The sequence below is a fragment of the Coralloluteibacterium stylophorae genome (assembly GCF_018122625.2).
Taxonomy (GTDB): Bacteria; Pseudomonadota; Gammaproteobacteria; order Xanthomonadales; family Xanthomonadaceae; genus Coralloluteibacterium; species Coralloluteibacterium stylophorae.
In genome coordinates this window covers 61,587-74,499 of record NZ_JAGQFT020000014.1, presented here as the reverse complement: position 1 = coordinate 74,499, position 12,913 = coordinate 61,587, and the positions used below count along the sequence as shown (strand labels likewise).

The 12,913-nt window shown below is 73.2% G+C and carries 13 protein-coding genes; 11 read left to right on the top strand and 2 right to left on the bottom strand.

Annotated features, from left to right (window positions below; all coding sequences use genetic code 11):
* The first annotated feature begins 66 nt into the window (after window positions 1–66).
* Window positions 67–465: a hypothetical protein gene (locus KB893_RS16890; RefSeq protein WP_213173919.1), complete on the top strand. Its 399-nt coding sequence runs from the start codon at window positions 67–69 to the stop codon at window positions 463–465.
* Between the two features lie 103 nt (window positions 466–568).
* On the opposite strand, the gene KB893_RS16885 is transcribed toward KB893_RS16890, so the two are convergent.
* Window positions 569–2,047, bottom strand: a complete 1,479-nt coding sequence (locus tag KB893_RS16885; RefSeq protein WP_211925709.1) for a RimK family protein — start codon at window positions 2,045–2,047, stop codon at window positions 569–571.
* A gap of 200 nt (window positions 2,048–2,247) precedes the next feature.
* Here KB893_RS16885 and KB893_RS16880 point away from each other — a divergent pair, with 200 nt between their 5' ends.
* From KB893_RS16880 to KB893_RS16855, 6 genes are all read left to right on the top strand, one after another.
* Complete coding sequence (locus KB893_RS16880; RefSeq protein WP_211925710.1) at window positions 2,248–2,703, top strand: GNAT family N-acetyltransferase; 456 nt, start codon at window positions 2,248–2,250, stop codon at window positions 2,701–2,703.
* Complete coding sequence (locus tag KB893_RS16875) at window positions 2,700–3,248, top strand: GNAT family N-acetyltransferase (protein WP_211925711.1); 549 nt, start codon at window positions 2,700–2,702, stop codon at window positions 3,246–3,248. The genes KB893_RS16880 and KB893_RS16875 overlap by 4 nt, the downstream gene beginning before the upstream one ends.
* A complete protein-coding gene (locus KB893_RS16870) occupies window positions 3,245–3,796 on the top strand; it encodes a GNAT family N-acetyltransferase (RefSeq protein ID WP_211925712.1) in 552 nt (183 codons plus the stop codon). The genes KB893_RS16875 and KB893_RS16870 overlap by 4 nt, the downstream gene beginning before the upstream one ends.
* A gap of 70 nt (window positions 3,797–3,866) precedes the next feature.
* The gene (locus KB893_RS16865; RefSeq protein ID WP_211925713.1) at window positions 3,867–5,981 is read left to right on the top strand and encodes a prolyl oligopeptidase family serine peptidase; all 2,115 of its coding nucleotides are present in this window, start codon (window positions 3,867–3,869) and stop codon (window positions 5,979–5,981) included.
* Between the two features lie 95 nt (window positions 5,982–6,076).
* A complete protein-coding gene (locus KB893_RS16860; protein WP_211925714.1) occupies window positions 6,077–8,323 on the top strand; it encodes a S9 family peptidase in 2,247 nt (748 codons plus the stop codon).
* Window positions 8,324–8,334: 11 nt separating this feature from the next.
* On the top strand, window positions 8,335–9,408 hold the full coding sequence (locus tag KB893_RS16855; protein WP_338026997.1) for an NAD(P)H-dependent flavin oxidoreductase: 1,074 nt from the start codon (window positions 8,335–8,337) through the stop codon (window positions 9,406–9,408).
* A gap of 4 nt (window positions 9,409–9,412) precedes the next feature.
* Here KB893_RS16855 and KB893_RS16850 read toward each other — a convergent pair whose 3' ends face one another.
* Window positions 9,413–10,057, bottom strand: coding sequence for a hypothetical protein (locus KB893_RS16850; RefSeq protein WP_211925715.1), 645 nt, complete (start codon window positions 10,055–10,057; stop codon window positions 9,413–9,415).
* Window positions 10,058–10,145: 88 nt separating this feature from the next.
* Between KB893_RS16850 and lptM the strand changes: the two genes are divergently transcribed.
* From lptM to xerC, 4 genes are read left to right on the top strand one after another with little or no spacing between them, the layout of a single operon-like run.
* Complete coding sequence (lptM, locus tag KB893_RS16845) at window positions 10,146–10,376, top strand: LPS translocon maturation chaperone LptM (protein ID WP_211925716.1); 231 nt, start codon at window positions 10,146–10,148, stop codon at window positions 10,374–10,376.
* Between the two features lie 26 nt (window positions 10,377–10,402).
* The gene (dapF, locus tag KB893_RS16840; protein WP_213173921.1) at window positions 10,403–11,215 is read left to right on the top strand and encodes a diaminopimelate epimerase; all 813 of its coding nucleotides are present in this window, start codon (window positions 10,403–10,405) and stop codon (window positions 11,213–11,215) included.
* Window positions 11,212–11,889, top strand: a complete 678-nt coding sequence (locus KB893_RS16835; RefSeq protein WP_211925717.1) for a DUF484 family protein — start codon at window positions 11,212–11,214, stop codon at window positions 11,887–11,889. Before dapF ends, KB893_RS16835 begins: the two co-directional genes overlap by 4 nt.
* Before the next feature lie 10 nt (window positions 11,890–11,899).
* Entirely contained in the window at window positions 11,900–12,817 is a 918-nt protein-coding gene (xerC, locus tag KB893_RS16830) for a tyrosine recombinase XerC (RefSeq protein WP_213173918.1), read from the top strand.
* Window positions 12,818–12,913 lie beyond the last annotated feature (96 nt).

Sequence of the window (12,913 nt, the reverse complement as noted above, 5' to 3'; positions counted from 1 at the left end):
CCCCCGTCTTAACCCCTGAGACCCGCCCCTCGCACTCTGGCCGCACCGCCACCCACGAGTGCCGCCATGTCCCGCCAGCTCTCCGTCCGTTCCCGCGCCACCGCGGCGCTGCGCGCGTCCGCCGCGACGGCGGCGCCCGATCCGCGGCTCGCCCGCAGCCTGGTGCAGTGGCTCCTCCTCGGCCTGGCGGCGCTCGCCTTCGTGCCGGCGGCACGCGGCGCCACCGGCATCGGCTGGCTGCCGTTCTGGTGCCTCGTCGCGCCGCTGCTCTCGCTCACCGTCCTCTACCGCCATCGCCTCGCGGCGGCGTGCGGCGCGCTCCTCGTCGCGCGCCCACGCCGCCGCCGTGGCGACCAGGCGCGGCGCCTGGCGCCGGTGCGGCGCGCGGGGTTGCGACCGCGGCAGGGGGGGCTGGGTAAAGCGGGAACGGGGAATCGGGAACCGGGGCTGGTGGCCCAGCGCTGATCCGGCGCGTTCCCCTCGTCCGGGACGAGCAGGCGCAAGGGCGGGCTGCCCGGTCGGCCCTCGGAAGGCCCGTCATTCCCCATTCCGACCGCCGACCAACGCCTCACCCCCGCCGCCTGCGCTCCAGCCGCCGCAGGAACTCGTCCATGATCCGCCGGTACAGGTCCTCGCCGAGGTAGGCGTCCTCGACGCCGGCGTCGATGGACGGATTGTCGTTGACCTCGATCACCGCCAGGCGCTCGCCGGCGGCCTTGATGTCGACGCCGTAGAGCCCGTCGCCGATCGGCGCGGTGGCGCGCAGGGCCAGCTTGACCACGTCGGCCGGGGCGTCGCGCACCGGCAGCGTGCGGAACCCGCCGGACTTCGGCTTGCGCGCGCCGCCGCCGGCGTGGTCGTAGATCTGCCAGTGCCCCCGCGACATGAAGTACTGGCAGGCGTACAGCGGCTCGCCGTCGAGCACGCCGATGCGCCAGTCGAACTCGGTGTACATGTACTCCTGCGCGATCAGCAGCGCCGAATGCTGGGACAGCTGCTCGGCCGCGGCCCTGAGCTCGGCCACGCTGCCGACCTTGCTGATCCCGCGCGAGAAGCTGCCGTCGGGGATCTTCAGCACCAGCGGGAAGCCCAGCGTGTCCGGCAGCGCGTCCAGCCGCGCCGGCGCATCGCGCATCAGGATCTCGGTGCGCGGGATCGGCAGCTTCTTCTTGGTCAGCAGGTCGTGCAGGAAGATCTTGTTGGTACAGCGCAGGATCGAGACCGGATCGTCGATCACCACCATGTCCTCGCGCTCGGCGCGGTGGGCGAAGCGGTAGGTGTGGTTGTCGAGCGAGGTCGTCTCGCGGATGAAGAGGCCGTCGTACTCGGCCAGGCGGGTGTAGTCGAGGCGGCCGATCGGGTCGACCTCGATGCCGAGCGCGGCGCCCGCCTCGACGAACTGCTTGAGCGCGCGCCGGTTCGACGGCGGCATCGCCTCGGCGGGGTCGTGGAGCATGGCCAGGTCGTAGCGGTACTTGCGGCGCGCGCGCGGGCGCCGCCACAGCTTCTTGGAGAAGGCGTCCAGCGCCTCGGCGAAGCCGTTCTCCTGCTCGTCGTTGAGGGTGTGCAGGCCGGCCGGGCGGATCGAAGCGATCCGCCAGGCGCGCTCGCGCTCGAACTCGATGCGCAGGATCGGCGTCGGGAAGGCCTCGAATACCTGCCGCACCAGGTCCTGCAGCGGCTCGTAGCGGGTGCGCCCGAAGTAGGCGAGCAGGGCGAACTCGCTGGCGTCGCCGGCGTCCTCGGGGAAGAACTTCGCCAGCCTGGCGTTGAGGTCCTCGATGTCGATGCCGTAGAGCGAGCGGCGGCGCAGGTCGGCCAGGGTGCGGACGCTGGGGATCACCTTGTGCCCGCGCGCCTCGGCCAGCAGCGACACGTAGTAGCCGGTGCCGAGGTACTTGTAGCTGCGGCAGAGGTTGATGACCTGGGTGCGCTCGCCCTCGCCGATGGGCTCGCGCAGGTAGTCGGCGGCGGCGACGACGTTGTCGGAGGGGTAGTAGGAGCCCCAGTCGGATGGCTTCTCGACGACGATGACGAGGCGGGTCATGGAGCACGTGGGCAGGATGGTGTCCAAGTCTGACATCGCCGCCCGGCGCGGTGATGAACGTCGCGCCCGTCCGCCCGCCGCCACCCTTGTCCGCATCCGCCGTGCTTTCCCACTGCGGCCTCCGCCCGCAACGCAGGGCAGGGGCGGCAGGGCGGTGCGGGCGATGGCCGCCGGCGCCGTCGCGACGGCATCATCGGCGGATGGACAGCACGCTCCACTTCCGCGATGCCCGCGCCGGCGACCTGCCGGCGCTGCTGGCGATCGAGGCGCAGTTCCCCGGCGACCGCATGTCGGCGCGGCAGTTCCGCCACCACCTCGGCAATCCGCGGGCGCGCCTGCGGGTGGCCGAGGACCGGGGCGAGGTCGTCGGCACGACCCTGCTCCTGCTGCGCATCGGCAGCCGTCGCGGACGGCTGTACTCGATCGCGGTACGGGCCGGCCGCGGCGGGCGCGGGCTCGGGGCCGCGCTGCTCGCCGACGCCGAGGCGCAGGCCCGCGGCGCCGGCCGCGAGCTGCTGGTGCTCGAGGTGCGTCCCGACAACGCGCCGGCGCGCGCGCTCTATCGCCGCGCCGGCTATGCCGAGACCGGGCGCATTCCCGACTACTACGAGGACGGCGCCGAGGCGCTGCGGTTGTCGCGGGCGATCGGGCCGTGATCCCCGCGCTCGTCACGCCGCGCCTGCGCCTGCGTCCGCTGGAACCGGGCGACGCCGCGGCGCTGTTCGCGCTGTTCTCCGAGCCGCGCATCCTGCGCGCCGCCTCGCATCCGCGCTGGGGCGCCCCGGCGGACGCGCGCGACTATGTCGATGCGCTGTGCGCCGGCACGCTGCGCGGCAGCGTCGCGCCGTGGGCGGTCGATCTCGACGCCGCCCGCTGCATCGGCATGGTCACGCTCTGGTTCCTGGGCGAGGGCCGCACCCGCGCCGAGCTGTCCTATCTGCTGGCGTCGGCGTACTGGGGACGCGGGCTCGGCGTCGAAGCCGTGGCTGCCGTGCTGGAGTGGGCGGGCGCCGCCGGCATCGCCCGGGTGGAGGCCAGCGTGGACGTGGACAACGCCCCTTCGCTGCGCCTGCTCGCGCGCCTGGGCTTCGCCGCCGACGGCGCGCCCTGGCGGCGGGTCCGCAGCGATGGCCTGGTCCGCCGCGCGCAGCGGCTGGTCCGTCCGGCCGCTGCGGCCGTCGCCCCGGAGGCGCTGTCGTGAGCGCGATCCTGGCCTCGCCGCGGTTGCGGCTGCGCCCGCCGTGCGCCGGCGACCTCGAACCGCTGTACGCGGTGTTCTCCGACCCGGAGGCGCTGCGCTGGTGGTCGCATCCGCCCTGGACCGAGCGCGCCCAGGCGCAGGCCTACCTGGATGCGATCGCCGCGGGCTGGCGCGACGGCAGCTTCCGGCAGTGGGCGATCGTCGAGCCGGCCGACGACGTGCTGCTCGGCACGGTCACGCTGTGGGCGCTGGATCCGCGGCATGCGCGCTGCGAGCTCGGCTTCATGCTGCGGCGCGACCGCTGGGGCCGCGGCCTGGGGACGGAGGCGGTCGCGGCGGCGCTCGACCACGGCTTCGGCGCGCTGGGCCTGCACCGGATCGAGGCCGATGTCGATCCCGGCAACGCCGCCTCGCTCCGGCTCCTGGAGCGCCTGGGCTTCGTGCGCGAGGGTCGCGCGCGCGAGCGCTGGGCGCTGTCCGACGGCAGCGGGCGCGCCGACGGCGTGCTGCTCGGCCTGCTCGCGCGGGAGTGGCGCCGGCCGGCATGACTTTGGTCACGGCCGCCGGCCGTGCCGGCCGTGCTAGCGTCCGCCGTTTGCATCGCCGACGGGGATATCCATGCGCACCACCACGCTCGCCTGGCTCGTGGCCGGCATCCTGGGCGGACTTCCGCTCGCATCGCAGGCGCAGGAGGCCTCCATGTCGACCGACACCGATCCCTATCTCTGGCTCGAGGAGGTCGAGGGCGAGCGCGCGCTGGACTGGGTCAAGCAGCGCAATTCGGAGTCCGAGGCCGTGCTCGAGCGTGCGCCCGGGTTCGAGGCGCTCCGCAGCGACCTGCAGGCGATCCTGGATTCCGATGCCAAGATCCCCTACGTCACCGAGCGCGGCGGCTGGTACTACAACTTCTGGCAGGACGCCGAGCACAAGCGCGGCCTGTGGCGGCGCACCACGCCCGCGTCCTACCGCACCCAGAATCCCGAGTGGGAAGTGCTGATCGACGTCGACGCGCTGAACGCGGCCGAGGGCGAGGACTGGGTCTGGCACGGCGCCGACTGCCTCAAGCCCGACTACGACCGCTGCCTGATCGCGCTCTCGCACGGCGGCTCCGACGCCGACGTCACCCGCGAGTTCCGCATCTCCACCAGGAGCTGGGTCGAGGACGGCTTCCAGCGCCCGGCAGCGAAGGGCGGGCTGACCTGGATCGACGAGGACCGCGTCTACGTCTACACCGACTTCGGCGACGGCTCGATGACCGAGTCGGGCTACCCGCGCATCGTCAAGGAATGGACCCGCGGCACGCCGATGTCCGCGGCCAGGACGGTCTACGAAGGCCGCACCGAGGACATGTACATCGCGGCGCTGCACGACGACACCACGGGCTTCGAGCGCGACTTCGTCAGCCGCACCATCGCCTTCTACAACGACGAGCTCTACCTGCGCGCCGACGACGGCGGACTCGAGAAGATCGACGTTCCGAACTCCGCCGCCAAGGGCGTGCACAAGCAGTGGCTGACGGTCGAGCCGCGCGAGGACTGGGAGGTCGGCGGCACCACCTACAGGGCGGGTTCGCTGCTGGCGATCGACTTCGACGCCTTCATGTCCGGCGCCCGCGACTTCGAGGTGCTCTTCGCCCCCGACACGCGCAGCTCGCTCGCCGGCACCGCCTGGACCAGGAACCACCTGATCCTCAACGTGCTCGAGGACGTCAAGAACCGGCTGTACGTGCTGACCCCGGCCGAGGACGGCTCCTGGGCGCGCGCGCCGCTGGCGGGCGCGCCCGAGATCGGTACGGTGTCGGTGGACGCGGTGGACGACGAGGAGTCCGACGACTACTTCATGACCGTCACCGACTTCCTGCACCCGACCGCGCTGTACTACGGCACCGTCGGCGGCACCGCGGAGAAGCTCAAGGAGACGCCGGCCTTCTTCGACGGCGAGGGCATGGCGATGACGCAGCACTTCGCCACCAGCGCCGACGGCACCAAGGTGCCGTACTTCATGGTCGCGCCGAAGGGCTTCGAGGCCGACGGCAGCAACCCGACGCTCCTCTACGGCTACGGCGGCTTCGAGATCTCGCTGACGCCGAGCTACTCCGGTTCGGTCGGCCGCGGCTGGCTGTCGCAGGGCGGCGTCTACGTGGTCGCCAACATCCGCGGCGGCGGCGAGTACGGTCCGCGCTGGCACCAGGCCGCGCTCAAGGCCAACCGCAACAAGGCCTACGAGGACTTCGCCGCGGTCGCCCGCGACCTGGTCGCGCGCAAGGTGACCAGCCCGGAGCACCTCGGCATCCAGGGCGGCTCCAACGGCGGCCTGCTGATGGGCAACATGACCGTGATGTACCCGGAGCTGTTCGGCGCGGTGGTGTGCCAGGTGCCGCTGCTGGACATGAAGCGCTACAACAAGCTCCTCGCGGGCGCGTCGTGGATGGCCGAGTACGGCAACCCCGACACCGACGACTGGGCCTTCCTGAAGCAGTACTCGCCCTACCAGAACGTGGCGAAGGACGTCGACTACCCGCCGGTGTTCTTCACCACCTCCACCCGCGACGACCGCGTCCACCCCGGCCATGCGCGCAAGATGATGGCGCGCATGTCGGAACAGGGCCACGACGTGACCTACTGGGAGAACATCGAGGGAGGCCACGGCGGCGCCGCCGACAACGCCCAGCGCGCGCGCATGCAGGCGCTGGCCTACACCTTCCTGCGCCAGCGCCTGTTCCCGCAGGACTGAGGCGTCCGTCCTCGTTCCCGCGCACGACACTGCGGCCGCCTCCGGGCGGCCGTAGCATGTCGGCGTCCCGCCGACCTTCCCGGAGTCCGACGCGCATGACGCGTACCCGTTCGACCCTCGCCCTGCTGCTCGCGCTCGGCCTCGTCGCCTGCGGCGGCGACGACACGCCGCAACGCACCGGCCGTCCCGAGCGCCCGGCGCTGCCGCCGGCGCCGATGGCGGCGATCCAGCCCTACGTGGTCACCGCACCGTTCGGCGCCGAACGCCAGGACGAGTACTACTGGCTGCGCGACGACAGCCGCGAGAACCCCGACGTGCTGGACTACCTGCGCGCCGAGAACGACTACGCCGACCAGGCCATGGCGCCGCTGGCGAACCTGCGCGAGACGCTCTACCAGGAGCTCATCGGCCGCATCGTGCCCGACGACACCAGCGTGCCGTACCGGAAGGACGGCTACTGGTACTACACCCGCTTCGTGCCGGGCCAGGAGTACCCGGTGCACGCCCGTCGCAAGGGCAGCATGCAGGCGCCGGAGGAGGTGCTGCTCGACCTCAATGCGCTTTCGCAGGGCAAGAGCTTCCTGCAGATCCCGAACTGGGAGGTGAGCCCCGACCAGGCGCTGCTGGCCTACGTCGAGGACACCGTCGGGCGCCGCCAGTACACGCTCAGGATCAAGGACATCGCCACCGGCGCGCTGCTGCCCGAGTCGATCCCGGGTCTGGCGGCGAGCATCGAATGGGCCGCCGACGGACGCTCGCTCTACTACGTCGAGAACGACCCGGCGACGCTGCTGACCAAGCGCGTGCGCCGGCACGTGCTCGGCACCGACCCGGCCGAGGACGAGCTGGTCTACGAGGAGACCGACGAGGCCTTCTACATGGGCCTGATGCACACCCGCAGCGAGAAGTACATCTGCATCGGCGTGGAGAGCACGGTGTCCACCGAGCAGCGCTGCACCGAGTCCGCCGCGCCGGGCGAGTTCCGCCTGGTCGCGCCGCGCGAGCGGAACGTGGAGTACTTCGCCGACCATCTCGACGGCCGCTGGGTCATCCGCACCAACCGCGATGCGCCCAACTTCAAGCTGATGGAGGCAGACGAGGGTGCGTGGGAGGACGCGGCCGCCTGGCGCCAGCTGGTCGCGCACGATGCCGGCGTGCTGCTCGAGGACGTGGTCCTGTTCAACGGCTTCATGGCCCTGGCCGAGCGCAGCGAGGGCCTGAGCCGGCTGCGGGTGATCCCGGAGGAGGGCGAGGCCTTCGAGGTCGCGGCCGACGAACCGGCGTACGCGATGGACTTCGGCGTCAACGCCGAACCCGGCAGCGACCGCCTGCGCTACACCTACACCTCGCCGACCACGCCGGAGACGACCTACGAGCTCGACATCGCCACGCGCGAGCGCGCGCTGCTCAAGGAGCAGCCGGTGCAGGGCGGCTTCGTGAAGTCGAACTACGTCACCGAGCGGCGCTGGGCGAACTCGCGCGACGGCGTGCGCATTCCGGTGACCCTGCTGTACCGGCGCGGCTTCGAGCGCGACGGCACCGCTGCGCTGCTGCAGTACGGCTACGGCGCCTACGGCAGTTCCACCGAGCCGCGCTTCAACCCGAACGTGCTGAGCCTGGTCGACCGCGGCATGGTCTACGCCATCGCCCACGTCCGCGGCGGCGAGGAGATGGGTCGCGCCTGGTACGAGGGCGGGCGCCTGACGGACAAGCAGAACAGCTTCAACGACTTCATCGACGTCACCCGGTTCCTGGTCGGGCAGAAGTACGCGGCGCCCAACCGCGTCGCGGCGATGGGCGGCAGCGCCGGTGGACTGCTGATGGGTGCGGTCGCCAACCAGGCGCCGGACAACTACCGCGCGATCGTGTCGCTGGTGCCGTTCGTGGACGTGGTCACCACCATGCTCGATCCGACCATCCCGCTGACCACCAACGAGTACGACGAGTGGGGCAATCCCGAGCAGCAGGAGGCCTACGAGACCATGCTCGCCTACTCGCCCTACGACCACATCGAGGCCAAGCCGTACCCGGCGATGTTCGTCGGCACCGGCCTCTGGGACAGCCAGGTGCAGTACTGGGAGCCGGCCAAGTACGTCGCCCGCCTGCGCGCGCGCAGGACCGACAACCACCTGCTGGTGTTGCGCACCAACATGCAGGCCGGCCATGGCGGCAAGTCGGGGCGCTTCCAGAAGTACCGCGAGGTGGCGGAGTACTACGCCTTCCTGCTCGACCAGCTCGGCGTCGCCGGGCCGTTCGCGCCGACGCGGGCGCTGCCGGCACGCGCGCCGGCCGCCGCCGAACCCGCGCAGGCCGAGGAGGTCGCGGAACCGGTCGGGTCCTGAGGGCGCCGCCGGTGTCGGACTGGGACGGTTCCGCGGTCGCCCGGCTGCTGGGCACGGCGCACCCGCTGATCCAGGCGCCCATGGCCGGCGCCCAGGACGCGGCACTGGCGATCGCGGTGGCGCGCGCCGGCGGCCTCGGCTCGCTGCCCTGCGCGATGCTCGATGCGGTGCAGGTCGAAGCGCAGGTGGACGCCTTCCGCGCCGCGGTGCACGCGCCGCTCAACCTCAACTTCTTCTGCCATCCGGAGCCGTCGCGCGATCCCACGCGCGAAGCCGCCTGGATGGAGCGGCTGCGGCCCTGGTATCGCGAATGGGGCGTGGATGCCGATGCCGCGGTGTCCGGCGGCGGCCGGCGCGCCTTCGATGCGGAGGCCTGCGCGCTGGTCGAGCGCCTGCGGCCGGAGGTGGTCAGCTTCCACTTCGGCCTGCCGGAGCCGCGCCTGCTCGAGCGCGTACGCGCCGCCGGCGCACGCGTGCTGGGATCGGCGACGACCGTGGCCGAGGCGCGCTGGCTCGTCGCGCATGGCTGCGACGCGGTCATCGCCCAGGGCAGCGAGGCCGGCGGCCACCGCGGCATGTTCCTGGCGACCGATCCCGCCGCGCAGGTCGGGACCTTCGCGCTGGTGCCGCAGGTCGTCGACGCCGTGGACGTACCTGTCGTCGCCGCCGGCGGCATCGGCGACGCGCGCGGCATCGCCGCCGCCTTCGCGCTGGGCGCGGACGGGGTGCAGCTCGGGACCGCCTACCTGTTCTGCCCGGAGGCCACGATCGCGCCGCTGCACCGCGCTGCGCTGCGGCGTGCGGACGATGCGGGCACGGCGCTGACCAACGTGTTCAGCGGGCGCCCGGCGCGCGGGCTCATCAACCGTGCCATGCGCGAACTCGGGCCGCTCAGCGCGATCGCACCCGAGTTTCCCCTGGCCGGCACCGCGCTCGCGCCGCTGCGGGCGAAGGCGGAGGCCGCGGGTTCGGCCGACTTCCAGCCGCTGTGGGCGGGCCAGGCCGCCGCGCTCGGCCGCGAGGAGTCGGCCGAGGCGCTGACCCGGTGCCTCGCCGCCGAGGCGCAGGCACGGCTGGCGCGCTGAGCCGTCACCAGCCGGATTGCTCCAGCAAATCGCGCGTGGCCGCGTCCGCGGGTACCGCCACCAGACCGCCGCGCGCGTTGAGCCGCACCTCGTAGCGGGCGCCGTCGATCAGCGGCAGGTAGGCGGCGCTGCCCCAGCGCGCGTCGACGAAGGGCAGCCAGCGCGGGTACTGGCGCGCGAGCGTGGCGAGGTCGAGCAGGCCGTCGCTGCCGAGCGCATGCACGCTGCGCGGGGCCTCGCGCTCCTGGTCGATGTCGCGGTAGCGCCCGGACAGGCGCTCCAGCCGGTACAGCGGCGGCACCCCCGCCAGGCGCGCGCCGAACTGCCAGCGCACCACGCGCGCATCCAGCTGCCATTCGTCCCCGCGCAGGTCGTACTCGCGGCGCAGGCCGTCGGCGTCGGTGAGCGTCACCCCGAAGGTCTGCGGCGCGCGCTGGCGGACCTCGAGGCGCGCCACCGGCCGCTCGTCGAGGCCGAAATAGTCGCGCACGCCCAGCGCGAGCAGGCCGACGCCGGCGGCGAGCACCAGCAGCGCGAGGGCGAGCAGCAGGCGCAGGGCGCGGGCGAAGCCGCGCCCGCCCGCGGCGCTGACCAGGGCGAGCAGCAGCAGCGCGGCCGCGATCGCGAGGAGGATGGCGAACGGCGTCATCGCAGGCTCCGGCGGAAGGGAGCCGGCAGTCTAGGGCGATGCCTGCGCGGGCGCGTGGAGGCCACCGTCGGCTCGCTATACTCGCCGCATGAAGGCCTTCCCGATGTTCCTGTCCTGCGTCCTGCTCGCCGCCGCGCTGTGCGCCGGCTGCGGCCAGAAGGGCGATCTGACCCGCCCACCGGCGGCGCCCGGCGTCGGTACCGCGCCCACCGGCACGTCCGGCACCACCACCGCGCCCACCGCACCGCTGCCGGACGAGGACGACGGCTTCGACGACGACGCGTTCGAAGACGGCCTCGAGGACGGCGACTGGCAGTGAGCGGCTCCGTCCTGCGCTTCAGCAAGATGCACGGCGCCGGCAACGACTTCGTCATCCTCGACCGCCGCGCCGCCGGTGCGCCGGCGCCGGACGCCGCGCTGGTGCGCGCGCTCGCCGACCGCCACCGCGGCGTCGGCTGCGACCAGCTGATCACCATCGAACCGCCGCGCAGCGCGGGCAGCATCGCCGCCTACGGCATCTGGAACGCCGACGGCTCGCGCGCGGGGCAGTGCGGCAACGGCGCACGCTGCGTCGCCGCCTGGCTGGTGCGCGACGGCGCGGCGACGGATCCGCGCTTCAGCGTCGACGGCCCGGCCGGTCCGGTGGCGGTCGAACGGCTCGACGATGGCCGCTACCGCCTCGGCATGGGCGTGCCGGTGTTCGACCCCGCCGCGCTGCCGTTCCTGCACGTCGCGCAGGGCGTCCCGTACCGGCTGCCGGTCGCCGGCACGGAGCTGGCCTTCGACGTGGTCTCGATGGGCAACCCGCACGCGGTGGTCGAGGTGGACGCGGTCGATGCCGCGCCCGTCGCCCTGCTCGGGCCGGCGCTGCAGGCGAGGGCGGAATTCCCGGACTCGGTCAACGTCGGTTTCGCCGAGGTCGTGGCGGCCGACCGCCTGCGCCTGCGCGTCTACGAGCGCGGCGCCGGCGAGACCCAGGCCTGCGGCAGCGGCGCCTGCGCCGCGGCGGCCGCGCTGATGCGGCGCGGCCGCATCGGTCGCCGCGCGACGGTCGCGCTGCCGGGCGGCGAACTCGAGATCGCCTGGCCCGCCGCCGACGCACCGCTGACCATGGCCGGCCCGGCCACGTTCGTCTTCGAAGGAGAGTGGCTCGCATGAGCAACGACACCCACGCCGACACCGGCGCCAGCGAGGTCGCGGCCTGGCTGCGCCGGCACCCGGACTTCCTCGCCCACTACCCCGACCTGGCGCAGAGCCTGGTCATGCCGCGCGCGGAGGGGCAGGCGACCTCGCTGGCCAGCTACCAGCTCGAGGTCCTGCGCGAGAAGAACCGCGAGCTCAACCGCCGCCTGCTCGAGCTGTTCGCCAACGCGCAGGAGAATGAGCGCCTCGCGGTGCGCACCCACCAGCTCACCCTGGCCCTGATGCGCCAGCCCGACGCGGCGGCGACGCTGCGCGCGATGGTGGCGAGCCTCGGCGAGGACTTCGCCGGCGACGCGGTGCGCGTGGTGCTGTTCGAGGCGGTCGCCGGCCTGGAGACGAGCGACTGGCTGCGCGTGGTCGCCCGCGACAGCAACCAGTTGCAGCCCTTCGCCGACTTCCTCGCCGCGCGCGAGCCGCTCTGCGGCCGGCTCAATGCCGACAAGCTGGACATGCTCTTCGCCGGCGACGAGGACGCGGTGCAGTCGGTGGCCCTGCTGCCGCTGGCCGGGCTCGGCATGCTCGCCATCGGCAGCCGCGACGCCAACCGCTTCTATCCCGGCGTGGGCACGCTGTTCCTCGGCATGATGGCCGACGCCCTGGTCGCCGGCCTGCGCCGCTTCCGGCGCTGAAGGAGCGCAGGTGGACGCCGCCGCGCCGCCGGCCGATGCGCTCGAGCGCGAGCGCGCGGCATGGCTCGCCCACCTGCGCCAGCGCAACCTCTCCGCACACACGCTCGACAACTACGGTCGCGACCTCGCATTCCTCGCCGCCTGGATGCGCGGCCGGGCCCTGGCCGACTGGGACGCGCTCGACGCCGACACGCTGCGCAGCTTCGTCGCCAGCGAACACCGCGACCGCGACATCTCCGGCAAGAGCCTGCAGCGGCGGTTGTCGGCGATCCGCGGCTTCGTCCGCTGGCGCCGGCGCGAACGCCCGCAGGCGCCGGATCCCACCGCCGGGCTGCGGGCGCCACGGGCGCCGCGCAAGCTGCCGCAGGTGCTCGACGCCGACGAGATGAACGCGCTGGTCGAGGTGCCGACCGACGCCCCGCTCGGCACCCGCGACCGCGCCATGCTCGAGCTGTTCTATTCCTCCGGCCTGCGCGTGTCGGAGCTCTGCGGCCTGCGCTGGGGCGAACTCGACCTCGCCGAAGGACTGGTCCACGTGCGCGGCAAGGGCAACCGCGAGCGCGTGGTGCCGGTCGGCCGCCACGCGCGCGAGGCATTGGCGGCCTGGCGCGCCGAGGCCGGCGCCGTCGCCGAGGCGCCGGTGTTCCCCGGCCGCGGCGGCGCGCCGATCACCCCGCGCGCGGTGCAGCTGCGCGTGCGCAAGCTGGCCCGCGCGCAGGGCGTGTACAAGCGCGTGCACCCGCACTTGCTGCGGCATTCCTTCGCCAGCCACATCCTCGAATCCTCCGGCGACCTCCGCGGCGTGCAGGAACTCCTCGGCCACGCCGACATCGCCACCACCCAGATCTACACCCACCTCGACTTCCAGCACCTGGCGCGGGTGTACGACGGGGCGCATCCCAGGGCCAGGAAGAAGGGGGGCGGGTAGGGCCGGGGGCGGGAATCGGGAGTGGGGAATCGGGACCTGGGGCGCGCGGCGCGGGTTCGGAAGCCTGCGGCGGGGTGGTTCATCTTCGGGCACGTG